19 protein-coding genes are annotated in these 21,722 nt (G+C 65.2%); 11 read left to right on the forward strand and 8 right to left on the reverse strand.

Translation table 11 applies throughout. The annotated features are described in order from the left end of the window. Positions 1 to 110 precede the first annotated feature (110 nt). The 4 genes from cysN to KF759_RS03000 form a co-directional block, all read right to left on the reverse strand. Complete coding sequence (gene cysN, locus KF759_RS02985; RefSeq protein WP_291222913.1) at positions 111 to 1,988, reverse strand: sulfate adenylyltransferase subunit CysN; 1,878 nt, start codon at positions 1,986 to 1,988, stop codon at positions 111 to 113. Further along, a complete protein-coding gene (gene cysD / locus KF759_RS02990) occupies positions 1,988 to 2,887 on the reverse strand; it encodes a sulfate adenylyltransferase subunit CysD (RefSeq protein ID WP_291222914.1) in 900 nt (299 codons plus the stop codon). Before cysD ends, cysN begins: the two co-directional genes overlap by 1 nt. Before the next feature lie 168 nt (positions 2,888 to 3,055). Beyond that, a complete protein-coding gene (locus KF759_RS02995; protein ID WP_291222915.1) occupies positions 3,056 to 4,279 on the reverse strand; it encodes a beta-ketoacyl-[acyl-carrier-protein] synthase family protein in 1,224 nt (407 codons plus the stop codon). A gap of 3 nt (positions 4,280 to 4,282) precedes the next feature. Continuing rightward, the gene (locus KF759_RS03000; RefSeq protein WP_291222916.1) at positions 4,283 to 4,540 is read right to left on the reverse strand and encodes a phosphopantetheine-binding protein; all 258 of its coding nucleotides are present in this window, start codon (positions 4,538 to 4,540) and stop codon (positions 4,283 to 4,285) included. A 183-nt stretch (positions 4,541 to 4,723) separates the two neighbouring features. Between KF759_RS03000 and KF759_RS03005 the strand changes: the two genes are divergently transcribed. Genes KF759_RS03005 through KF759_RS03015 form a run of 3 tightly spaced genes read left to right on the forward strand, consistent with a single transcriptional unit; the run spans position 4,724 to position 6,669 of the window. After that, entirely contained in the window at positions 4,724 to 5,083 is a 360-nt protein-coding gene (locus KF759_RS03005; RefSeq protein WP_291222917.1) for an EamA family transporter, read from the forward strand. A gap of 4 nt (positions 5,084 to 5,087) precedes the next feature. Further along, positions 5,088 to 5,480 (forward strand): EamA family transporter, encoded by a 393-nt coding sequence (locus KF759_RS03010; protein ID WP_291222918.1) that lies wholly within the window; start codon positions 5,088 to 5,090, stop codon positions 5,478 to 5,480. Beyond that, positions 5,473 to 6,669 (forward strand): DegT/DnrJ/EryC1/StrS family aminotransferase, encoded by a 1,197-nt coding sequence (locus KF759_RS03015; RefSeq protein WP_291222919.1) that lies wholly within the window; start codon positions 5,473 to 5,475, stop codon positions 6,667 to 6,669. The genes KF759_RS03010 and KF759_RS03015 overlap by 8 nt, the downstream gene beginning before the upstream one ends. Here the strand turns inward: KF759_RS03015 and KF759_RS03020 are convergent, their stop codons facing one another. Genes KF759_RS03020 through KF759_RS03030 form a run of 3 tightly spaced genes read right to left on the reverse strand, consistent with a single transcriptional unit; the run spans position 6,670 to position 9,480 of the window. Further along, positions 6,670 to 7,536, reverse strand: a complete 867-nt coding sequence (locus KF759_RS03020; protein ID WP_291222920.1) for an arginase family protein — start codon at positions 7,534 to 7,536, stop codon at positions 6,670 to 6,672. It abuts the gene before it with no gap. Continuing rightward, complete coding sequence (locus KF759_RS03025; RefSeq protein WP_291222921.1) at positions 7,517 to 8,626, reverse strand: GNAT family N-acetyltransferase; 1,110 nt, start codon at positions 8,624 to 8,626, stop codon at positions 7,517 to 7,519. Before KF759_RS03025 ends, KF759_RS03020 begins: the two co-directional genes overlap by 20 nt. Next, positions 8,623 to 9,480, reverse strand: a complete 858-nt coding sequence (locus tag KF759_RS03030) for an alpha/beta fold hydrolase (RefSeq protein WP_291222922.1) — start codon at positions 9,478 to 9,480, stop codon at positions 8,623 to 8,625. The genes KF759_RS03025 and KF759_RS03030 overlap by 4 nt, the downstream gene beginning before the upstream one ends. On the opposite strand from KF759_RS03030, the gene KF759_RS03035 reads away from it, so the two are divergent. The 5 genes from KF759_RS03035 to tldD all read left to right on the forward strand — a co-directional run bounded on the left by KF759_RS03035 (position 9,473) and on the right by tldD (position 17,601). Further along, positions 9,473 to 9,919, forward strand: coding sequence for a hypothetical protein (locus tag KF759_RS03035; protein WP_291222923.1), 447 nt, complete (start codon positions 9,473 to 9,475; stop codon positions 9,917 to 9,919). The genes KF759_RS03030 and KF759_RS03035 overlap by 8 nt on opposite strands. A gap of 114 nt (positions 9,920 to 10,033) precedes the next feature. Continuing rightward, positions 10,034 to 10,612, forward strand: a complete 579-nt coding sequence (locus KF759_RS03040; protein ID WP_291222924.1) for a Maf family protein — start codon at positions 10,034 to 10,036, stop codon at positions 10,610 to 10,612. Between the two features lie 105 nt (positions 10,613 to 10,717). After that, the gene (gene rng, locus KF759_RS03045) at positions 10,718 to 12,196 is read left to right on the forward strand and encodes a ribonuclease G (protein ID WP_291222925.1); all 1,479 of its coding nucleotides are present in this window, start codon (positions 10,718 to 10,720) and stop codon (positions 12,194 to 12,196) included. A 69-nt stretch (positions 12,197 to 12,265) separates the two neighbouring features. Beyond that, the gene (locus tag KF759_RS03050; RefSeq protein WP_291222926.1) at positions 12,266 to 16,078 is read left to right on the forward strand and encodes a YhdP family protein; all 3,813 of its coding nucleotides are present in this window, start codon (positions 12,266 to 12,268) and stop codon (positions 16,076 to 16,078) included. A gap of 83 nt (positions 16,079 to 16,161) precedes the next feature. Then, complete coding sequence (gene tldD, locus KF759_RS03055; protein ID WP_291222927.1) at positions 16,162 to 17,601, forward strand: metalloprotease TldD; 1,440 nt, start codon at positions 16,162 to 16,164, stop codon at positions 17,599 to 17,601. 42 nt (positions 17,602 to 17,643) lie between these two features. Here tldD and yjgA read toward each other — a convergent pair whose 3' ends face one another. Next, complete coding sequence (gene yjgA, locus KF759_RS03060; protein ID WP_291222928.1) at positions 17,644 to 18,177, reverse strand: ribosome biogenesis factor YjgA; 534 nt, start codon at positions 18,175 to 18,177, stop codon at positions 17,644 to 17,646. Between the two features lie 20 nt (positions 18,178 to 18,197). Between yjgA and pmbA the strand changes: the two genes are divergently transcribed. The 3 genes from pmbA to KF759_RS03075 all read left to right on the forward strand — a co-directional run bounded on the left by pmbA (position 18,198) and on the right by KF759_RS03075 (position 21,674). Beyond that, entirely contained in the window at positions 18,198 to 19,553 is a 1,356-nt protein-coding gene (gene pmbA, locus KF759_RS03065) for a metalloprotease PmbA (RefSeq protein ID WP_291222929.1), read from the forward strand. 130 nt (positions 19,554 to 19,683) lie between these two features. After that, a complete protein-coding gene (locus tag KF759_RS03070; protein ID WP_291222930.1) occupies positions 19,684 to 21,150 on the forward strand; it encodes a catalase in 1,467 nt (488 codons plus the stop codon). 110 nt (positions 21,151 to 21,260) lie between these two features. Beyond that, positions 21,261 to 21,674, forward strand: coding sequence for a DUF4870 domain-containing protein (locus tag KF759_RS03075; RefSeq protein WP_291222931.1), 414 nt, complete (start codon positions 21,261 to 21,263; stop codon positions 21,672 to 21,674). Positions 21,675 to 21,722 lie beyond the last annotated feature (48 nt).

The following is a 21,722-nucleotide window of genomic DNA, read 5'->3' on the forward strand; positions in this document are numbered from 1 at the left end:
CGCGATCGTGCGCGCGTGGCCTGCGCCGGAAGTCGTGGTCGCCGCGGCCCGGCCGTTGCGGCCGGAACCTGCCGACGTGCCAACGCCGGCAGCCGGATGTGGACGGGGTTTCAGGCGTGACGCTGCACGATGCCGCGTTCGAACAGGGCATCGACAATGCGGCTGGCCGCCTGTTCGGGGGTCTGCCGGGTGGTGTCGATGTGCAGTTCGGGTGTGGCCGGCGCCTCGTAGGGCGAATCGATGCCGGTGAAATTGCTCAGTTCGCCTCGCCGGGCCTTGCGGTACAGGCCCTTGGGATCGCGCGCCTCGACCACCGCCAATGGCGTGTCGACGAAGACCTCGAGGAATTCCTCGCTGCCGACCATGCTGCGCGCGAGGGCACGCTCGGAGCGGAACGGCGAGATGAAGGCGGTGAGCACGACCAGACCGGCATCGACCATGAGGCGCGCGACTTCGCCGACGCGGCGGATGTTCTCGACGCGATCGGCATCGGTGAAGCCCAGGTCCTTGCTCAAGCCGTGGCGGATGTTGTCGCCATCGAGCAGGTAGGTGCGCACACCGAGGGCATGCAACTGGCGTTCGACGATGTTGGCGATCGTCGACTTGCCGCTGCCGGAAAGACCCGTCAGCCACAGCACGCAGGGGCGGTGGCCGTTCTGGCGCACGCGCGCCTGCTTGTCGACGTCGACCGCCTGCCAGTGGATGTTCTGCGAGCGGCGCAGGGCGAAGTGGATGAGGCCGGCGCCGACCGTCTGGTTGCTGTAGCGATCGATGACGATGAAGCTGCCCATGTCGCGGTTGTCGGCATAGGCATCGAAGGGCACGGCGCGATCGAGCGAGACATTGACGACGCCGATCCCGTTGAGCTCGAGCGTGCGCGCGGCGAGCTTGTCGAAGCTGTTGACGTCGATCGCGTACTTGGGTTGGCTGAACGAGGCGCCGACGGTGGCGGCGCCGAGCTTGAGCAGATACGACCGGCCTGGCAGCATCGCCGCATCGTCCATCCACACCAGCGTGGTTTCGAATTGGTCGGCGACACTGGCCGGCTCGGCGGCGGCGCAGATCACGTCGCCACGACTGGCGTCGACTTCGTCCTCGAGCGTGAGCATCACCGAATCGCCCCGCGTCGCCTCGGCGAGGTCTCCCGCGTAGCCGACGATGCGCGCGATGCGCGTCTGCCGGCCCGAAGGCAGGATGCGAACCGCATCGCCGGGGCGCACGCTGCCGCCGAGGATGCGGCCGGCATAGCCGCGGAAATCCAGATCCGGTCGGCACACCCACTGCACCGGCAGGCGCAGTGGGCCGCTGGCATCGGCGGTGGAAATTTCGATCGACTCCAGATGTTCGAGCAGGCTCGGCCCCGCATGCCAGGGTGTGTGCTGGCTGCGCTGGGCGATGTTGTCGCCATGCAGGGCGCTGAGCGGAATCGCGACGATGTGCTCGAAGTCCAGGCGCTGGGCGAACTCGCGGTAGTCGCGCTCGATCTCCTCGAAACGCTCGCGTGACCAGTCGACGAGGTCGAGTTTGTTGACCGCGAGCACGACCTGTTTGATGCCCAGCAAGGACACCAGATGACTGTGGCGGCGTGTCTGCGTGAGCACGCCCTTGCGTGCATCGATGAGGATGACCGCGAGGTCCGCGGTGGATGCGCCGGTGGCCATGTTGCGCGTGTACTGCTCGTGGCCGGGGGTGTCGGCGACGATGAACTTGCGTCGCGGCGTGGCGAAAAAGCGGTAGGCGACGTCGATGGTGATGCCTTGTTCGCGCTCGGCCGACAGGCCATCGACGAGCAGGGCGAAATCGAGCTGGTCGCCCTGGGTGCCGAAACGACGTGACTCGTCGGCGAGCGCGCTGAGCTGATCGTCGGGCAGGGCATGGGCCGCGTGCAGCAGGCGCCCGATCAGGGTGCTCTTGCCGTCATCGACACTGCCACAGGTGATGAAGCGCAGCAGATCGCTGGATTGGGTGCTGGCGGTTTGCGTGCTCATCAGAAATAACCTTCCGCCTTCTTCCGTTCCATCGAGCTGCCGCCATCGCGATCGATGATGCGGCCCTGGCGTTCGCTGGTGTGTGCGTGTTCCATTTCGGTGATGATCGCGTCGAGCGTGTCGGCATCGGACTCGATCGCGCCGGTGAGCGGATAGCAACCGAGCGTGCGAAAGCGCACGCGACGTTGCTGCACCTGTTCGCCCTTGTGCAGCGGCAAGCGCGCGTCGTCGACCATGATCAGCGCGCCGTCGCGCTCGACTACCGGGCGCGTGGCGGCAAAATACAAGGGCACGACTTCGATGTTCTCGGCGCGGATGTACTGCCACACGTCGAGTTCGGTCCAGTTCGACAGCGGAAACACGCGGATGCTCTCGCCGGGGTTCTTGCGCGCGTTGTACAGGCGCCACAGCTCGGGGCGCTGGTTCTTCGGGTCCCAGCCATGCTGTGCGTTGCGGAAAGAGAACACGCGTTCTTTCGCGCGCGACTTTTCCTCGTCACGCCGCGCACCGCCGAAGGCGAGATCGAAGCGGTAATGATCGAGCGCGAGCTTGAGCCCCTGCGTTTTCCACAGATCGGTGTGACGCGCCGAACCGTGCTCGATCGGGTTGATGCCCAGACGCTCGGCTTCGGGATTGCGGAACACGATCAGCTCGAAGCAGCCTTCACGCGCCAAGCGGTCGCGCATCTCGTACATCGCGCGGAATTTCCAGGTGGTGTCGACATGCAGCAGCGGAAACGGCAGGCGTGCCGGGTGGAAGGCCTTGCGCGCGAGATGCAGCAGGACCGAGCTGTCCTTGCCGATCGAGTAGAGCATGACCGGGCGTTCTGACTCGGCAACTGCCTCGCGGAAAATGTCGATGCTCTCGGCTTCGAGGCGTCGCAGGTGACTGAATGACATGAGCGTGGCGGCGGCAAAAAATGCAGTGTAAGGCGCACGCCGTCTCGCGGCCATGACGCGAAGGCATGGCCTAATGCCGGCAGGCGTCGGTGCGCGGCAGGCAGTCGTTTGCGAAATCGGCGCAATCGCTGCGCGATCGACGGCGCAATCGATCCTTGCCGCGAGCGCTCAAGGAGCCGGACGCAGGGCCAGTACCGCGTTGAGGCCACCGAAGGCCAGTGAATTGCTCAAGGCGGCGCGAACCGGGCGTTCACGTGCGGCATTGGGCACGTAGTCGAGATCGCACTCGGGGTCGGGATCGATGAAGTTCATCGTCGGCGGCACCACGCCATCGCGCAGGGCGCCGATCGTCGCCACGAGTTCGATCGCGCCGGCAGCGCCGAGGGCATGCCCGTGCATCGACTTGGTCGAGCTGACCATGAGCTGGTCGGCATGGGCGCCGAATACCTGGCGAATCGCCTTGGTCTCGGTCGGATCGTTGGCCGGCGTGGCGGTGCCATGCGCGTTGATGTAGTCGATGTCCTCAGGCGCGAGCCTGGCGTCGGCGAGCGCGCGCGTGATCGCGCGCGCAGCGCCAACCTGCGAGGGAAACACGATGTCGCTGGCGTCGGCGGACATGCCGGCGCCAGCCAATTCGGCGAGGATGGTTGCGCCACGCCGTTGTGCGCTTTCGAGCGTTTCCAGCACGAATACGCCGGCGCCCTCGCCCAGAACCATCCCGCGGCGCTGCTTGCTGAATGGCCGACAGGTGTCGTCGGCCATCACCCGCATCGCTTCCCAGGCACGCACCACGCCGCGCGTGATGCAGGCTTCGCTGCCGCCGGCGACTGCAGCACCGACCATGCCGCTGCGAACCATCGCAAAGGCCTGCGCTAGCGCGTGATTGGCCGACGCGCAGGCGCTCGAGGTCGCGAAGGCCGGGCCGTTGAGGCCGTGCTCGATGCAGATGTGGCTGGTGGCCGCGTTGGTGATCAGGCGCACGATCGTGAGCGGATGCAGGCGCGGGTTGTTGTCGCCGTACAGGCGGCGCGAAGCTTCATCATGGGTTTGCTCGCCACCTACGCCGGTACCGATGATGACGGCGGTGTCTTCACCCAGGCCATCGGCTGCGAAATCGATGCCCGCTTGCTTGATCGCTTCGCGGGCGGCGACCAGCGCAAACTGGGTGAAGCGGTCGTATTGAACCAGCTTCTTGTCATCGAAATGTGCTGCCGGATCGAAGCCGCGGACTTCGGCGGCAATGCCGTAGCGCAGGCCCTCGCGTGGAAAGCTTTCGAGCGGTCCGATCGCCACGCGGCCTTCGCGCAGCGCGCTCCAGGTGTCGGTGGCGTTGAGGCCAAGCGGCGTGACCGCGCCGATGCCGGTGATGACGACGCGATGCAGGGGACGCACGGTTCAGGCAGCCGGTGCGTCTTTGGCGGCGACGAGCTTCTCGACGGCCTCGACCAGTTGACTTAGCGATCCGGTATCAAGGGTCGGGTCGTGGTCGGGCATGTTGATCTTGAAGTGGTCTTCGATCTCGAAAATGATCTGCACCACATCGAGCGACTGGATTTCCAGGTCCTTGAGCGTGGCCTGCGGGGTGATTCGCCCCCGATCGATATTGGCTTCCTTGGCAATGATGTCGAACACGGTGTCCTGGACGCTGGCCATCAAGTGTCTCCGCAAGCTGGGGTAGGGCGGACTGGCCGCGCATCAAGTGTCGAATGATCGCCGTCTGCCGCTCGTTGTTCAAGCTGTGCGGGCGCGGTGCGCAGCTTGACGCGATGGCTCGATGCGTTCCCTGCGTGGCGCCGCGCGGGCATACTGCGCGTCCTTGCAAGCATCTGCGCCCCCATGCCCGCGACCGTCGTCCTGCTCTGGCTTGCCAACATAGTTCTTGACACTTTCGGGCAGCTTTCCTTCAAGGCTGCGGCTGCGGCGCCGGCTCTGGGTGCTGGACTGGAGCGTTGGAAGGCGATGGCGCGGCGACCGTGGATCTGGATCGGCATCGTCTGCTATGTCGGCGAATTCCTGGTCTGGCTCGCCTTCCTCTCGCTGGTGCCCTTGTCGGAAGGCGTGTTGCTGGGCTCGATCAACATCGTTGCGGTGATGATTGCCGGGCGGATCTTCTTTGCCGAGAAATTCTCGCCATTGCGCACTTTGGGCATCCTGTTGGTTGCCAGCGGCGTGGCCGTGGTTGGTTTGGGAGGCTGAGCACATGCGTCGTTTCTACCTGATCGGCTTCCTCGTGCTGGTGTGTTTCGACACCTTCGCCCAGGTCTGCTTCAAGCTCACCGCCAACCATGCGATGCCGCCCGAAACCAATCTCGCCTGGGTGCTGCGGGTGGCGTCCTCGCCGTGGGTGTATGCCGCGATCGCCTGCTACATCGGTGCTTTCGTCACCTGGATGACCTTGTTGGAACACGCGCCGATCGGCCCGGCATTTGCTGCCTCGCACCTTGAGGTGGTGAGCGTTCTGGCCTTGTCGGTGGTGATCTTCAACGAACGAATCGGCGCACCGCAGCTGATCGGCAGCGCCCTCATCATCGCCGGCATCGTCTGCCTGGCAATCAGCGAAACCGAGGCGGAAAAACCGCCAGCCGATGACTGAAGTCGCGCCAACCGCGGGCCTGCCACCGCACTGCGGTGATCTGTGGCCGCGCCGCGGCGTCGGTTTGGCGCAGCGTGCGGCGCAGTTCATCGGCATCGATGCGGTGCAATTGGCGTGTTCGGGCACGGCGGCTCTGGTGATCGCCTTGACCGCCTTGCACCGGCGCACGGGCCGCCGCACGGTGGTGGTGCCGGCCTATACCTGCCCTTTGGTGGCGCTGGCCGTGGCGCATTGCGGTTTGCATCTGCGCGTGTGTGATCTCGCCGCCGATTCGATCGACATGGATGCGCAGGCGCTCGCGCGCCTGTGCAATCACGACACCCTCGCCGTGGCGGTTACGCATCTGGGCGGTCGCGTCGCCGATGTCGGCGCCGCCATCGCGGTCGCGCGTGCGGTCGGTGCCCATGTGATCGAGGACGCGGCGCAAGCACTGGGTGCGCGGCGCGATGGCCGCAGTGTCGGGCTCGCCGGCGATGCGGGGTTTTTCAGCCTCGCGGTCGGCAAGGGCCTGACCACCTTCGAAGGCGGCATCCTCGTTACCCAAGATCATGAGCTGCGTGCGGAGTTCGCCCGCGTCGCCGGGGAGGTGGCGCCGTTTCGATTCGGCTGGGAGCTCAAGCGCTGCCTGCAACTGCTGGGCTATCACCTGGTCTATCGTCCGGCCCTGCTCGGGCTCGCTTATGGCATGCCCCTGCGTCGCGCCTTGCGTGCCGGCAATCCCGTGGCCGCGGTGGGAGACGATTTTTCCTCCACGATTCCGCTGCACACGCTCGGACGCTGGCGACAGGCGGTCGCCGCCAGGGCTTTCGCGCGCCTGCCTGACTTCCTCGAGACTTGCAGCGCGCAGGCGCGGCGCCGCCGGCAGCGTCTCATTCGAATCGATGGCATCGAGGTGTTCGATGATGTCGAAGGCGCGCAGGGCATCTGGCCCTTCCTGATGCTGCGCCTGCCCAGCGAGGCGCGGCGTGATGCGATCTTGCGCGAGTTGTGGGGCGCGGGCCTGGGCGTGAGTCGCCTGTTCATCCATGCGCTGCCCGACTACGCCTACCTGCGCACGCTCGTTGGTGAGCATGAGGTGCCCAATGCGCGCGCGTTCGCGGCACGTACGCTGAGCATAAGCAACAGCCCCTGGCTCGATGACGGGCGTTTTGCGCGGATCGTCGAGGTGCTTGAGCGGGCCGCTGCCTGATCAGCGGGTCGCCGCGGCAATTCTCGGCAGCAGGCGCAGGTTGAGCGCGTGCTGTTGTGCCTGCCATTGCGCCAGTTGCGCGGCATCGATTTGCGGTTGTTCGTCGAGCGCGCTGAGCTTGCGCTTCCACCAGGTCGTGTAGCGATATTGCGAGACTTCGCCGGTGATGTCGCTGCCGATGATGCGCCCGGCGAGGCTGTCGATGCCGCGCACGAGATCGGTTTCTAGCAGTTGGCCCTGGTCCCAGTTGGTGCGTGCGACTTCGGCGCTGAGTACGTCCTTGTCGATCGACAGATAGACCGGCGTGGCCGCATTGCGCTGTTGTTCGGCAAAGCGGTCGAGCAAGGCGGTGGGCGAATCGAAGGTCTGGAATGCCTCACCCAGGCCGAAACGACGTGCCCATCCGACATCGACGCCGACTGTCCAGTATTCGAGCTTGCCGCGGCGCAGGGGCATCAGGTAATTCTCCCAGGCATGCGCGGCGCCGACATCGCCGGAGCTGATGCCGAGCACGCGCAGCTTGCGTACTTGCGGCAACAGTGCGACGCGCCGCACCCACGATCCGCAATGGATGCCCCAAGGGAAGCGCATGTTGTCGGGATGGTTGTCGAACACGATCACATCGAACGGCTGCTTGCTCGTGACGCGCTCGATCAAGGGCCACGACAGGTGGTGATAATCGCCACTGCCGAGCATCACCGTGCCATGGGTTGGCGGCAGTTGCGCCGCGATGTAGGCGAAGCAGGTGCGCAGCTTGCGCTGGCTGCAGCCGAAGCGGATGCGTTCCTGCCAGGCATCGAGGTGGATCCGGATTGCGCCATCGAATGCGCCGACCGAACGGTCGAAATCAAGTATCAGCGGCGGCATCTTTGGCTCCGTGGGCATCGGCCCAGGCACGATCGCTTTCGAAATGTCGCGCGAGTTTGCGCAGTGCGAAGCGCAGCAAGCGGCTGCGCGGCCGGACCGCATGGCGCGTGAAGGTGAACTGCGCACCGAGGTAGGCCTTGATCTGCGGATCGGTCCAGCCAGCGACGTAGCGGCGCAGGCCGTGGCCGCAGGCGTATTGGAGATTGTGCATCCAACTGATGAAATAGAGATTGTTGTCGCGCGCGGCCGGATAGCTGAAGCCGACGTACTTGTCGACCAGGGCATCGCCCTGCACGAAACACAGATTCCAGCCGATCAATCGGCCCTCGCGGCGATAGACGAAGACGATGCCGCCACTGCGGGCATCCTGCAGAACGGCATCGAAGAAGACGCTGCCGAGGCGATCGAAATGGATTTCGCTCTGCGCGAAGACTTCAAGGTAGAGGGAAAAGAACAGCGCGCGGTTGCCGGCATCGGCAAAAAACGCCGAGCCGGTCGCAATCGCTTCGATTTCCAGACCGTCACGCGCACGCAGCTTGCGGCGGATGTCCTTGCGCCGCGAGGCCGACAGGCGTGCAAGGTATTCATCGCCCGAAGCGAAGTCGATCGGCACCCACGCCAGCGCCTGACCTTCGAGCAGCACGAACCCGGCGCGCTCGGCGGCATCGCAGATCGACTGCGCATGTGCATTGTTTGCGGCATCGAGCAGCGGCGAGGCCTGCGGGATGTCCTTGATGATGAGAAACGGTTGGGCTGCATGGTCGGCGAGCCATTCGCGCACAAGCGCATCGGGATCGACGGTGGCTGGAAACAGCGCGTATTCGGACACCGTGGTGCCGATGAAGCAGGTGCGCGGGCGCAGCAGGCGGCCCCACCAGCCGAATCCGGGAATCGACTGCACGCGCTTGCGCAAGGGGGCGTCGGCGGTGGTCAGAAGGTCGAAACGGGCGACGAACGCGGGCGTGCCCGAGGCCGTGGTCAGCGCATCGAATTCGTCGGGCGGATGCCGCAGGAATTGTTCGACCAGCGTGCGCGGTTCGAGCAGGTTGCACAGCGGTGCGGCCAGAGCGTGCGCGATCGGCGCACTCACTTGGCGATGGCAAGCGGTGCGTGCTGCACCCAGGCCGCTTCGCGCTGGGCGACGATTTCGCGGAAGAAGCCGATCGTGCCGTCGATCACCTTGGCGCGCTCGCGGTCGATCGTGACCAGGTGATAGCTGTCATCGAGCAGCAACTTGCGCACCGGCGCACGCACGCCGCGCTCGATCGTGCGCACATTGCGCAGCGAGGCGATGTCGTCGTGGGTCGAATGGGCAACAAAGCACGGCGCACGCACGCGGCCGAGGCTCGCGCGCACCTTGGCCGAAAGCGTCTGGAACTGCGCCAGCGACGGCCACGGAAAACCGGCGAGACCGGCTGCTTCGCTGTCGCCGGCCAACATTGCGCCGACGATGCGCTGGCGGATGCGCTCGTCCTTTATCCCGTAGGGTTCGACCTCGGCCGACATGCGTGTGCGACCGAAGCCGAGTCGGGTCGCCAGCGGCAGCAGGAAGGCAAGTCGGCCGATCGGTGGCGTGGCCCAGCCATCATGGAAGAAGGTGGTGCCGTACAGGCCCAAGCCGTCGACCTGAGCCGGGCGATCGATCGCCAGCTTGAGCGCAAGCACCGCGCCCATCGACAGGCCGGCGACAAACAGATGATCGACATCCTCGCGCAAGCGGTCGGCGGCTTGGGTCACGCTGGTCACCCAGTCGCGCCAGCCGGTGGCGAGCAAGTCCTCGACATCGCCGCAGTGTCCTGCCAAATGAACGCCGAGCACGCTGAACCCCGCGCGCTGCATGCAGTTGCCGACATAACGCATCTCGGTCGGCGTACCGGTGAGGCCGTGGATCAGCAGGACGCCGGTGCGGCCACCGCGCAGACGGAATTCGGAAGGTTTGATCATCGAAACTTCGGCTTTTGCGGCCGTGGGCACAAGCAGGCGGAAATTCGCACGGGCGCAGCTTGGTCGGAACGTCTTTCGCGGGGCTTTCACCCTGCGCGCGGTGGAACCGGGCCTCTCGAAGCTTGCAGCGACTGGGCTGGGGACGATCGTGTTGTCTTGGGGTCGGGCCTGTCAGATTCGCGCACTCAATGGCAGCCAAGGGACGGTGGAATGCGTCTTGCGGCTGGCACGGCAATTGCTTCGGAAGAAGCGGGGGATTGGCAAGAGCGAGACCGACATGAGCTACGACATTCTCAAGAGCCTCGGCCTGGAGCACATCGACACGCGTTCGCCGGACTTTCTGGAGACGCTTGAGCGCATGCAGCGTGAGGCCCTGCTGAGCCTGCAGTGCGAGGATCCGCGCCAGCCCGGCGAATCGTGCGAGATCCCGCGCCACTGACGACGCTTGCGGGTGGCCTTTGCCGCCTTGCACCATTGGCGCGCCGGGCGGCAATGCAATGCGCGCTATCTTAGGCAGCTTCGGCGCCGCTGCGCCGCTGCCAATCCCGAAACGATGAACCATCGGTTGTTTCTTGCCTCGCGCAGCCCGCGCCGGCAAGACTTGCTGCGCCAGCTCGGACTGACCTTCCAGGTCCTCGACGTGGATATCGCCGAAGTGCGCGCGCCCGGCGAGGCGCCGCTCGACTACGTGCGTCGGGTTGCGCGCGAAAAGGCTGCCGCGGGATTGATGCAGGTGGCCGGTGTGGCTGGCGCGCTGGTGATCGGTGCCGATACCGAAGTCATCCTCGACGACGAGGTATTCGGCAAACCAGTCGATTCCGTAGCTGCGATCGCAATGCTGGGGCGGCTGTCGGGCCGCTCGCATCAGGTGGCGTCGGCGCTGTGGCTGCTCGCGGCCGACCGCGAAGAATCCGCACTGCAGGTCTCCACGGTACGCTTCGATTCGCTCGAACCGGCTGCGATTGCCGCCTACGTTGCCACCGGCGAGCCGTTTGGCAAGGCTGGCGCCTATGCGATACAGGGGCGTGCGGCCGCCTTCATCCGGCACCTTGATGGCAGTCATTCCTCGGTCATGGGCTTGCCTCTGCGTGAAACCGCCCGGTTGCTTGCGCGCTTCGGGGTTTCACCCTGATGCCGCCGGATTGAGTGCAAGACCTCGCACGGCGCAGGATGGATTCGACAAGCAACCTGCCGGAAAGCTATAAACCGCATTCGAGTCCAGCGCCAAGTCCTTGCCATGTCCGAAGAAATCCTGATCAACGTGACGCCACGGGAGACCCGCGTCGCGGTGGTCGAGAACGGCATGCTGCAGGAAGTCCAGGTCGAGCGGCCGACCCGGCGCGGCTACGTGGGCAACATCTACCGCGGCAAGGTGAGTCGGGTCATGCCCGGCATGCAGGCTGCATTTGTCGAGATAGGCCTCGAACGCGCCGCGTTCCTGCATGCATCCGACATCATCCGGCCGCAATTGCCTGCCGAGGAAAACGGTGAGGCGGCGACGCCCGCGCCGATGCCTGCGATCAATGAACTGGTCCGTGACGGTCAGGAAATCGTGGTTCAGGTCGTCAAGGACCCGATCGGCAGCAAGGGCGCGCGCCTCACCACCCACTTGTCGATTCCCTCGCGCCACCTCGTGCTGCTGCCTTACAGCAAGGCGCTCGGGGTGTCGGTGCGCATCGAGGATGAAGTCGAGCGCACGCGGCTCAAGGACACGCTCGCCGATTTGGTCGGCGAGGCACGCATGGGTTACATCGTGCGGACCAATGCCGAAGGCATGACGCGCGAGGCCTTGGAGGACGACATCGGCTACCTTGGCAAGCTGTGGGGCGCGGTGCAGGAATCGATGGCGCGCACGCGGGCGGGCGAGCGCATTTACGAGGAACTGAGCTTGCCGCTGCGCACGCTGCGCGACCTGATGCGGCCATCGATCGAGAAGGTGCGCATTGACTCGCGTGAAACGCTGGAGCGTGCGCAGCGTTTCGTTGGACAGTTCATGCCCGGGTTGGCCGATCGGGTGGAACATTACCCCGGCGAGCGTCCCATCTTCGATTTGTATGGCATCGAGGACGAGATTCAGAGGGCGCTGCGCAAGGAAGTGCCGCTCAAGTCGGGCGGTTACCTGATCGTCGACCAGACCGAGGCAATGACCACCATCGACGTCAACACCGGCGCCTTCCTCGGCTCACGCAATCTCGAGGAAACGGTGTTCCGCACCAATCTCGAAGCCGCGCAGGCGGCTGCGCGCCAGCTGCGGCTGCGCAACCTCGGTGGCATCATCATCATCGATTTCATCGACATGACTGACGAGGAACATCAGCGTCAGGTGTTGCGCCAGTTGCAGAAGTCGATGGCGCGTGACCACGCCAAGGCGACGGTTTACGAAATGTCGCCGCTTGGGCTGGTGGAAATGACGCGCAAGCGCACCACCGAAAGCCTCGAGCGGCAGTTGTGCGAGCCATGCCCGGCCTGTTCCGGACGCGGCAGCGTCAAGACCGCCGAGACGATCACCTACGAAATTTTCCGCGAAATCACCCGCGCGGTGCGCCAGTTCGAGTCGGCCAAGTTGCTGGTGCTGGCGGCGCCCAAGATCGTCAACCGCATCCTGGAGGAAGACTCGGCAGCGGTAGCCGAACTCGAAGAGTTCATCGGCAAGACCATCCGCTTTCAGCCCGAAGAGCACTACACCCAGGAGCAGTACGATGTCGTGCTGCTGTGAGCTGATTCGGCAGTGTTGCCGCGTGGCGCCTGATTCGACCGCTTCGGCTGCGGAGCGCCCCTGATCGTGATGGTGCGCGCACGCCTGCGCCGCTTGCGCTTCGCCGTACTCGGCCTTGTCGCGAGCGTGGTGATCCTGCTCGGCGTGCTGGCCGGACTCACTCATCTGGCAATGCCCTGGCTGGCCAGTCACCCGCAGAGCGTGGCGCGCTGGCTGGGCGAGCGTCTTGGCCGCAGCGTGACAATTGGTCAGCTTCAAGGGGGATGGGTCGGCGGTGGCCCGCGGCTCGATCTCAAGGACGTGCGTATCGGCGGCGCCGATCCGGCGCAGGCACCAATCAGGATTCCCAGTGCGCAGCTCAGCTTCGATTTGCTCGCGCCGCTGCGCCGGGGGCGTGCCTTTTCCGAGTTCCATGTCGAAGGCCTCGATATGCAGCTGGTCAAGGAGGCCGATGCCTGGCACTTGCACGGGCTTGACCTCGGCGACACGCAACCTCGTGCGGAGTCGTTTTCGATGGGCGCGCTCGGTGCCTTGCAGGTGAATTCGGCGCGCGTGCGCATCGAAGATGCGGCGCATGGCCTGCAACTGGATTTGGTGGTGCCGGTGCTGCGGCTGGTCAATCACGGCGCCAGCACGCGCGTGTTGGCGCGGGTCGCGCCTCGCGCGGCCGAGGCGGCCATGCTCGATCTCGTTGCCGATCTCGATCCGGGGTCCAATTCCGGAACCGTGTACCTGGGCAGCCGCGATGTCGATCTCGCGGCGTTGCTTGGCACACTTTCACCCGGTGGCGTGCAGGTGACGCGGGGACGCGGCGTCGTGCAACTGTGGCTGGGCCTGAAGGGTGGTGTGCCTGAAAGTGCCCATGCACGCATCGATCTGCGCAATGCCGGTTTCGCGGCAGCAACGCCGCTCAAGGCCGCCGCGAAGGTCGAAATCGCACCACGAGCAGCCTTCGATCGCCTGGGTCTGGTTGCGCGCTGGCAACGTGGCGATGCGGGATGGACGCTCGACGTCGCCAACTTGATTGCCACGGCTGAAGACAAGGGGCCGGTTGCGCGTTTGCGCATCGAGCGCCGCGACAACGGTGGCCAGCCCCAATGGATTGCGGTTGCGCGCGATTTGCCGCTGGAGCCCTTGGGTGCCTTGGCAATGCTCGCGCAGCCGTTGCCCGATTCGCTGCGCCAGTGGCTCTACCTGGCCCATCCGCGCGGACAGCTCGAGTCGGCGACGCTGCAATGGCGATCGGCCGAAGACCATGACCTGGATCTGCATGTGCGCTCCGCGGAAATCGCCGCGGCAGGCAGCGTGCCGGGCGTTGCGGCCCTCGACCTGGACGTATTTAGCGATGGCCAGGCGGTGTTGGTGCAGATCCCGGAGCAAGCCGCGCGCGTGAGCGTGCCCAAGGTGTTCCGCTGGCCGTTCGAGTTCACCCGGATTGGCGGCGATATCGACCTGCGACGCACTGATGCCGGCGCGTGGCGTGTCGAGACCGATGCGCTGGCCTTCGATGCCGTCGATTTTGGCGGCGAGCTGCGCGGGGGCGTCGAAATCACTGCGGGGCGGCGGCCGTTCCTCGATCTGTATGCAGTCACGCGGCATGCCGATGTTGCTGCGGCCAAGCGCTTCTGGCCAGTCAACGTGATGCCGCCAACAGCGGTGGAATGGCTCGATCGCGGCCTGGTCGACGGCAAGGTCGTCGATGGTCGCGTTGCGTTCCGCGGTGATCTTGCCGATTGGCCGTTCCACAACCAGGCCGGCTATTTCATCGCCCGCGCCGAAGTCGATGACACCACACTGGTCTATCACCCGCAGTGGCCACGCGCGCAGGGCATCCATGCCGTGGCGCAATTCATCAACACCGGCATGCAGGTCGATGCCCAGGCCGGCAAGACGATGGGCAATTCGATCCAGTCGGCGAGCGCAACGATCGCCGATTTCGGCGATGTCCTGCTCGAGCTCGAAGTCAAGGCTGCGGGCAGCGCGGGCAATTTGCTGAACTTCCTGCGTGATACGCCAATCGGTCGGCGCTATGCCGAGCCGCTCAAGGATCTCGTTGTGGATGGCAAGTTCGATGGCGGCTTCAAGTTGGTTCTGCCGGTTCACGACACGCAGCAGATGACGCTTGTGGGCAACGCCGTGCTCAACGCACGCAAGCTCGAGCAGTTGCGTTACGACCAGCATTTCGTCGATGTCAGCGGCTCGGTGCGTTTCAGCCAGAGCGGTCTGGCCGCGGATCTGCTCGATGTCGGTTTCCGTGGCCGGCGCGCCAAGCTTTCGATCGACGTCGGCAGTTTCGTCGTCGATCCGGCGCAGGTGTTCGAGGCGCGCTTGTCCGGTCTGTTTCCCGCTTCCGAAGTGTTTGCCGACATGCCGGTGCTGGCGCCCGTGGTCGCGCGTCTTCGCGGTGAGTCGGTGTGGAACGCCCTGGTTTCGGTCGCGCCGCTGGACAGCGGCGAGGCGGCGGTACGACTGGCCATCGACAGCAATCTGATCGGCACGGCGATCGATCTGCCGGCGCCGCTGGACAAACTCGCTGCTGCGAGCTGGCCGCTGCACATCGCTTTGAACCTGCCTTATGCGGGTCAACTTGCCCAGGTGCAGCTTTTCGATCGGCTGGCGATCAGTGCGCAGTTGCCTGCAGACGACAAGGCCTTTGCAATGCGCCTGCGCTTCGGCGCCGGGGATGCGGGTGCGCCGCCGGCTGCCGGCATGCTCATCGATGGCCGCATCACCCAGTTCGATGCCGGTGGCTGGATTGCTCTGCTCAACGATGGTCAAACCGGTGCAGGCCTGCTGTTGCCGCAGGTCGATGTGCGCGCCGATGAGGCCTTGCTCGGCGGGCGCCAGTTCAAGGACGTTGGCTTGCACATCGACAATTCGCTCACGGCCACGCGCGTCACGCTCGACGGGGCCGCGATTGCCGGCGAACTCGATTTTCCGCACGGCGCGGGCTCACGCGGAATCGTCGCCCGCCTTGCGCGCGTGCATTGGCCGGATGCGCCGCCCGGTGCCGCAGACGGCAGCATGATGGCCGCGGTGGCGCCCGCGTCGGTGCCGCCGATCGACCTGCAGGTCGAGGATTTCCGTCTGGGTGAAGCCATGTTCGGCAGGGCACGCTTCAAGAGCCATCCCGACGGATCGCGCATGGTCGTCGAATCAATCGAAACGCAGTCGCCGAACGTGAGCATGAAGGCGAGTGGTGAGTGGTCTGGCACTGCAGGGGCGAACCAGTCGCGCATGCAGATCCTGCTGCAGGCGCAAAGCCTTGGGCAGATGATGGACGCGCTCGGCTATCCGGGGCTGATCGACGGCGGCAAGACGCGCGCCACCATCGATGCAAGCTGGCCCGGCCCGCCCACGGCCTTTGCCTTGGCCAATCTCGACGGCAGTCTCGACATCGACATTGCCGAAGGGCGCATTCCCGACGCCCATCCCGGCGCCGGGCGCATCTTCGGTCTGCTCTCGATCACCGAAATCCCGCGCCGCCTGAGTCTGGACTTCAGCGATTTCTTTCGCAGCGGCCTGAGTTTCAATTCGATCAAGGGCAAGTTCAATCTCGCCGACGGCAACGCCTACACCGACGGCCTGCATCTGGACAGCCCGGCCGCCGAAATCGTGCTCACCGGGCGAACCGGGCTGCGTGCCAGGGACTACGACCAGCGTCTGGATGTGCAGCCACGTGCCGGCGCGGCGCTGCCCCTGATCGGTGCTGCGGCCGGCGGTCCGGTCGGTGCCGCCGCCGGGCTGGTGGTGCAGGGGATACTCAACAAGCCGATCAGCAAGGCAGTCGCGCGCCAGTACGTGGTGACGGGGAGCTGGGAAAAGCCGGTGTTCACGCCGGTGGCGGCAGCCCGACGCAAGGCGCCGGCAAAGAAATCCTGACTCCGCGCCGGCTTGCCCCGACGCGGCTTGTGGCGCAGCATGCGCGCCCCCATGTTCGAGCCAACACCCGCAGCCTGCCTTCCATGACCGATCTCATTCGCCTAGCCGAACATCAATTGCTCAGTCCCGGGGGCCTCGCCACGTCCGATCTCGATGCGATTTTCGCCCGGATCATGGGGCCGTCGATCGACGCCGCCGATGTGTACTTCCAGCATTCCCGCAGCGAGTCCTGGATGCTCGAGGACGGTATCGTCAAGGATGGCAGTCACTCGATCGAGCAAGGCGTTGGCGTGCGCGCGCTGTCGGGTGAGAAGGCCGGCTTCGCCTATTCCGATGAAATCATCCTGCCGGCCCTGATCGAGGCTGCCGGTTCGGCGCGGGCTATCGCGCGCGCCGGTGCGAACGGTGTGGGCAGGCCGCTCGCGATTGCGACCACGCGCGCGCTGTATCCACCAATCGATCCGATCGACACGCTCAGCAACGAACGCAAGATCGATGTGCTGCGCGAGGTCGACGCAATCTGCCGCAGCGCTGACCCGCGTGTCAGGCAGGTGATCGTGAGTCTTGCCGCCACGCTCGACACCGTGCTGATCGCCCATTCCGACGGCACGCTCGCGGCCGACGTACGACCGCTGGTGCGCATGAACGTGCAGGTGATCGCCGAGGCCGAGGGTCGGCGCGAATCCGGCAGCGCCGGTGGCGGTGGGCGCTACGGTCTGGAGGAACTGCTGGCCAACGGTCGTGCCCGGGCCTTTGCGCTGGAAGCGGTACGCGCCGCGCTGATCAACCTCGATGCAGTGCCGGCGCCGGCCGGCAACATGACGGTGGTGCTTGGACCGGGGTGGCCGGGCGTGCTGTTGCACGAAGCGATCGGCCACGGTTTCGAAGGCGACTTCAACCGCAAGGGCACTTCTGCCTTTGCCGGGAAGCTCGGCGAGCGCGTCGCCGCCGACGGCGTCACCGTGGTCGATGACGGCACGCTCGCCGGTCGTCGCGGTTCGCTGTCGATCGACGACGAAGGCACGCCGAGCCAATGCACGGTGCTGGTCGAGAACGGCGTGATGAAGGGCTACCTGCATGACAAGCTCAATGCGCGCCTGATGGGCATGGCATCGACCGGCAATGGCCGGCGCGAGTCGTTTGCGCATCTGCCGATGCCGCGCATGACCAACACGTACATGCTGCCGGGCAAGTGCGATCCGGGCGAGATCATCGCCTCGGTCGAAAAAGGTCTGTATGCGGTCAACTTCGGCGGCGGTCAGGTCGACATCACCAATGGCAAGTTCACCTTCTCGGCCAGCGAGGCCTACCTGATCGAGAATGGCAAGATCACGCGACCGGTCAAGGGCGCAACCCTGATTGGCGCAGGCGCCGAGGTACTCAAGCGTGTGTCGATGGTCGGCAACGATCTCGCGCTCGATGAAGGCGTCGGCGTGTGCGGCAAGGACGGCCAGAGCGTGCCCGTCGGTGTCGGCCAACCGACCCTGCGCATCGATGCGATGACGGTGGGCGGCACGGCGTGAGCCTGTCCAGGCGGCAGGCGTCGCAGCTTCATGACGCCCGATTCAGTTCGGTGCCTGCTGTTCGCGCAGCAGGCGGAACAATTCACGACTGGCATGCGGCGGCCTGCCGGCCTTGCGTTCGGCACAGGCATTGCGGATCAGCTGTCGCAACTGCTGGCGGTCGATTGCGGGGTGTTCGGCAATGAAGTCGGCAAGCGCTTCGTCGCCGCCGTCGAGCAGGCGTTCGCGCCAACGCTCAAGCTGGTGCAATGCGGCAGCCTCACGCACAGCGCGGGTGCGGTCGTCGACGAGCGCGGCGCGGATTGCGGCGAGCTCCTCCTCGCCGAGCTTGCGCATCTGCTTGGCGAGGAACTGCTGCTGGCGTTTGCGCGCAATGTGCGAGGTCACCGCGCGCGTGCGTTCGACCTCGGCACGCAGTTCCTCGTCGAGCGGAACGCGCGCGAGTTGCGCCGGGCTCATGCGCGCGAGCGCTTCGGCCATGTGCAGCACGTCGAGCGCGTCACGGCGCAACTGGCTGCGGCTGGGGGAATCTAATGCCGGCGCACCGGCATCGGAATCAGAATCTGTATCGTGCATCGGGATCTTCAGGAGTGACCGTGAATTCGCATCTCATCGACAAAGATACCAGCTCGAACGAGCTTGACCGTCTGGCGCAGATCGCGCAGGACGTGGTCGCGCTGGCCAAGGCCAGGGGCGCCAGTGCCGCCGACGTTTCGGCGAGTATCGATCTGGGCCTGTCGGTCGGCGTGCGCCTGGGCGAGGTCGAAACGGTCGAGCGTACCCGCGACCGCGGTGTGTCGCTGTGCGTGTATTTCGGCAAGCGCAAGGGTTCGGCGACTACTGCCGACCTCGACCGTGCCTCGATCGAGCAGACGGTCGAACATGCCTGCGCCATCGCCCGTCACACCGAGGAAGATCCCGCCAACGGGCTCGCCGATCCGGAGTTGCTCGCGCGCAGCTTGCCCGATCTCGACCTCTGGCACCCGTGGTCGATCGAGCCCGAGGCGGCGATCGCGCTGGGCATCGAGATCGAGGAGGCCGGTCGCTCCTTCGATCGACGCATCAGCAATTCCGATGGCGCGGCTGTGCAGGTTGGCGCCTCGTTGATCGGCTACGCCAACTCCGATGGTTTCGTCGGCACCGAGCGCGGCACCCATCATTCGCTGTCGGTGGCGCTGATCGCCGAGGACAGTCAGGGCATGCAGCGTGACTACTGGTATGACACGGTACGTTGCGCCGCGGACTTCACCAGCGCCGCCTCGATCGGGCGCAAGGCCGCGCAGCGCACGTTGGCGCGGCTGGATGCGCGCCGACTGTCGACCCGCCAGTGCCCGGTGTTGTTCGTGCCCGAAGTTGCGCGCGGCCTGATCGGTCATTTCCTTTCCGCAGTCAGTGGCGGTGCGCTGTACCGGCGCGCGAGCTTCCTCGTCGACCATGTCGGCAAGCAGGTGTTGCCTGACTGGCTGCAGATCGGCGAACGGCCTCACATCAGGCGCGGTCATGGCTCGACTGCATTTGATGGCGAAGGCGTCGCCACGCATGATTCCGAGCTGGTCACCGATGGCGTGCTCACGCGCTACATCCTCGGCAGCTATTCGGCGCGCAAGCTTGGCCTGAAATCGACAGGCAATGCCGGCGGTGTGCACAACATCGTGGTTGCTCCCGGAAGCGAAGATCAGCAGGCGCTGCTGCGCCGCATGGGTACGGGGCTGCTGGTGACCGAACTCATGGGGCAGGGGGTTTCGCTGATCACCGGTGACTATTCGCGCGGCGCCAGCGGTTTCTGGGTCGAAAACGGAGAAATTGCCTACCCCGTTGAAGAGATCACGATTGCCGGGAACCTGCGCGAGATGTATGCCAACCTGGTTGCCGTCGGCAACGATGTCGATCCACGTTCGCACATCCTCACCGGCTCGATCCTGCTCGAACGCATGACGATCGCGGGCGATTGAGGCCGGCACGGCGCGCGCCTGTCGCTCGATAGTAACCATCTATGATCGGCTTCAGAAGAATCAATTGTACTAATCGAGCGGATGTCTGCATTGTGGTCGCCACCTTCGACTGACACAGGCTGATCCCGCCATGCGCAAGCCCAACGATGCTCTTCCTGCCAGTCCGCTGACCACCGACTTCGGCGCGCCCGTGCCGGACAACCAGAACAGTCTGACTGCCGGCCCGCGCGGCCCGCTGCTGGCGCAGGATGTGTGGCTCAACGAGAAGCTGGCCAACTTCGTGCGCGAAGTGATTCCGGAGCGGCGCATGCACGCCAAGGGCTCCGGCGCGTTCGGCACTTTCACGGTGACGCACGACATCACCAAATACACGCGCGCCAGGATCTTCAGCGCTGTCGGCAAGAAGACGGAACTGTTTGCCCGCTTCACCACCGTCGCCGGCGAACGTGGCGCGGCCGATGCCGAGCGCGACATCCGCGGCTTCGCACTGAAGTTCTATACCGAAGAAGGCAACTGGGACATGGTGGGCAACAACACGCCGGTCTTCTTCATCCGTGACCCGCTCAAGTTCCCTGACCTCAACAAGGCGGTCAAACGCTGTCCGCACACCAACCTGCGCAGTGCCACCTACAACTGGGATTACTGGACGCTGCTGCCTGAAGCGCTGCATCAGGTGACGGTGGTGATGAGCGACCGCGGCATTCCCGCCAGCTACCGCCACATGCACGGTTTCGGCTCGCATACCTACAGTTTCTGGAACGAAGCCGGCGAGCGCTTCTGGGTGAAGTTCCATTTCCGAACCCAGCAGGGCATCAAGAACCTGACCGACGCCGAAGCCGCCGTGCTGATCGGCAACGACCGCGAAAGCCATCAACGTGACCTGTTCTACGCCATCGAACGCGGTGACTTCCCGAAGTGGACGATGTACGTGCAGGTGATGCCCGAGGCCGATGCCGAGAAGGTGCCGTATCACCCGTTCGATCTCACCAAGGTATGGCCGCACGCCGACTATCCGCTGATCGAAGTCGGCGAATTCGAGCTCAACCGCAATCCGGAAAACTTCTTCGCCGACGTGGAGCAGAGCGCGTTCGCACCGAGCAATCTGGTGCCCGGGATTGGCGTCTCGCCCGACAAGATGCTGCAAGCGCGCCTGTTCAACTACGCCGACGCGCAGCGCTACCGCCTCGGCACCAACTACCAGCAGATCCCGGTCAACGCCGCGCGTTGCCCGGTGTCCAGCAACCACCGCGACGGCATCGGCCGCGTCGATGGCAACTACGGCAGCCGACCCCACTACGAGCCCAACAGCTTCCAGCAGTGGCAGCAGCAGCCGCAGTACCGCGAGCCGCCGCTGAAGATCAATGGCAACGCCGACCATTGGGATTTCCGTCAGGACGACGCCGACTACTACAAACAGCCCGGTGACCTGTTCCGCTTGATGAAACCGGCGCAGCAACAGGCATTGTTCGACAATACCGCGCGTGCGCTGGGCGACGCCCCGGACTTCATCAAGCAGCGCCATGTCGAAAACTGCAGCAAGGCCGATCCAGCTTACGGCGCGGGCGTCGCAGCCGCGCTGAAGAAGCTGGCTGGCTGAGGCTGCGGCGCGCGGCGCGGCTGTGCGGTCGTGCGCACAGCCGGCGGCGGCCATTGACTGCAACGTGGCCCGATGCAAGATTGGCGCATCGTCCACACCGGAGTCGGCCCATGAGTGAATTCGAGAACCTCACAGCGGCGCCGCCGCCGCCCGATATGGGCACGCCGCCGTCGAGCGACGAGCGCACCTGGGCCCTGATCGGTCATCTGTCGGCACTCAGTGCCTTCGTCACCGGTTTCGGCGGCATCGTCGGGCCATTGATCGTGTGGCTGATCAAGAAGGATACCCAGGCGTTTGCTGCCGATCAGGCCAAGGAGGCGCTCAACTTCAACATCACCGTCGCCTTGGTCGGTGTGGTCCTGTTGATCTTCTCGATCGTCACCTTCGGCATCGGCCTGCTGCTGGCATGGCCGGCGGGCGTCGTTCTGTTTTTCGCCTGGCTGGTCCTCACGATCGTTGCCGCGATCAAGGCCAATGAAGGCGTTGCCTACCGCTATCCATTCACCTTGCGACTGGTCAAGTAGCTGCGCGATGCCGGAACTGCGAACGGCACGGCTGCCCGTCGTGCCGCC

Source organism: Dokdonella sp., assembly GCF_019634815.1.
Classification (GTDB): Bacteria; Pseudomonadota; Gammaproteobacteria; order Xanthomonadales; family Rhodanobacteraceae; genus Dokdonella_A.

Excerpts from the sequence above, each read along its gene's own strand:
- KF759_RS03050 (WP_291222926.1), top strand. The coding sequence starts at position 12,266 with ATGGTGCGCGCACGCCTGCGCCGCTTGCGCTTCGCCGTACTCGGCCTT.
- cysN (WP_291222913.1), bottom strand. The coding sequence starts at position 1,988 with ATGAGCACGCAAACCGCCAGCACCCAATCCAGCGATCTGCTGCGCTTC.
- KF759_RS03015 (WP_291222919.1), top strand. The coding sequence starts at position 5,473 with ATGACTGAAGTCGCGCCAACCGCGGGCCTGCCACCGCACTGCGGTGAT.
- tldD (WP_291222927.1), top strand. The coding sequence starts at position 16,162 with ATGACCGATCTCATTCGCCTAGCCGAACATCAATTGCTCAGTCCCGGG.
- KF759_RS03075 (WP_291222931.1), top strand. The coding sequence starts at position 21,261 with ATGAGTGAATTCGAGAACCTCACAGCGGCGCCGCCGCCGCCCGATATG.
- KF759_RS03005 (WP_291222917.1), top strand. The coding sequence starts at position 4,724 with ATGCCCGCGACCGTCGTCCTGCTCTGGCTTGCCAACATAGTTCTTGAC.
- cysD (WP_291222914.1), bottom strand. The coding sequence starts at position 2,887 with ATGTCATTCAGTCACCTGCGACGCCTCGAAGCCGAGAGCATCGACATT.
- yjgA (WP_291222928.1), bottom strand. The coding sequence starts at position 18,177 with ATGCACGATACAGATTCTGATTCCGATGCCGGTGCGCCGGCATTAGAT.
- KF759_RS03010 (WP_291222918.1), top strand. The coding sequence starts at position 5,088 with ATGCGTCGTTTCTACCTGATCGGCTTCCTCGTGCTGGTGTGTTTCGAC.
- KF759_RS03070 (WP_291222930.1), top strand. The coding sequence starts at position 19,684 with ATGCGCAAGCCCAACGATGCTCTTCCTGCCAGTCCGCTGACCACCGAC.
- KF759_RS03020 (WP_291222920.1), bottom strand. The coding sequence starts at position 7,536 with ATGCCGCCGCTGATACTTGATTTCGACCGTTCGGTCGGCGCATTCGAT.
- KF759_RS03030 (WP_291222922.1), bottom strand. The coding sequence starts at position 9,480 with ATGATCAAACCTTCCGAATTCCGTCTGCGCGGTGGCCGCACCGGCGTC.
- KF759_RS03000 (WP_291222916.1), bottom strand. The coding sequence starts at position 4,540 with ATGGCCAGCGTCCAGGACACCGTGTTCGACATCATTGCCAAGGAAGCC.
- KF759_RS03040 (WP_291222924.1), top strand. The coding sequence starts at position 10,034 with ATGAACCATCGGTTGTTTCTTGCCTCGCGCAGCCCGCGCCGGCAAGAC.
- rng (WP_291222925.1), top strand. The coding sequence starts at position 10,718 with ATGTCCGAAGAAATCCTGATCAACGTGACGCCACGGGAGACCCGCGTC.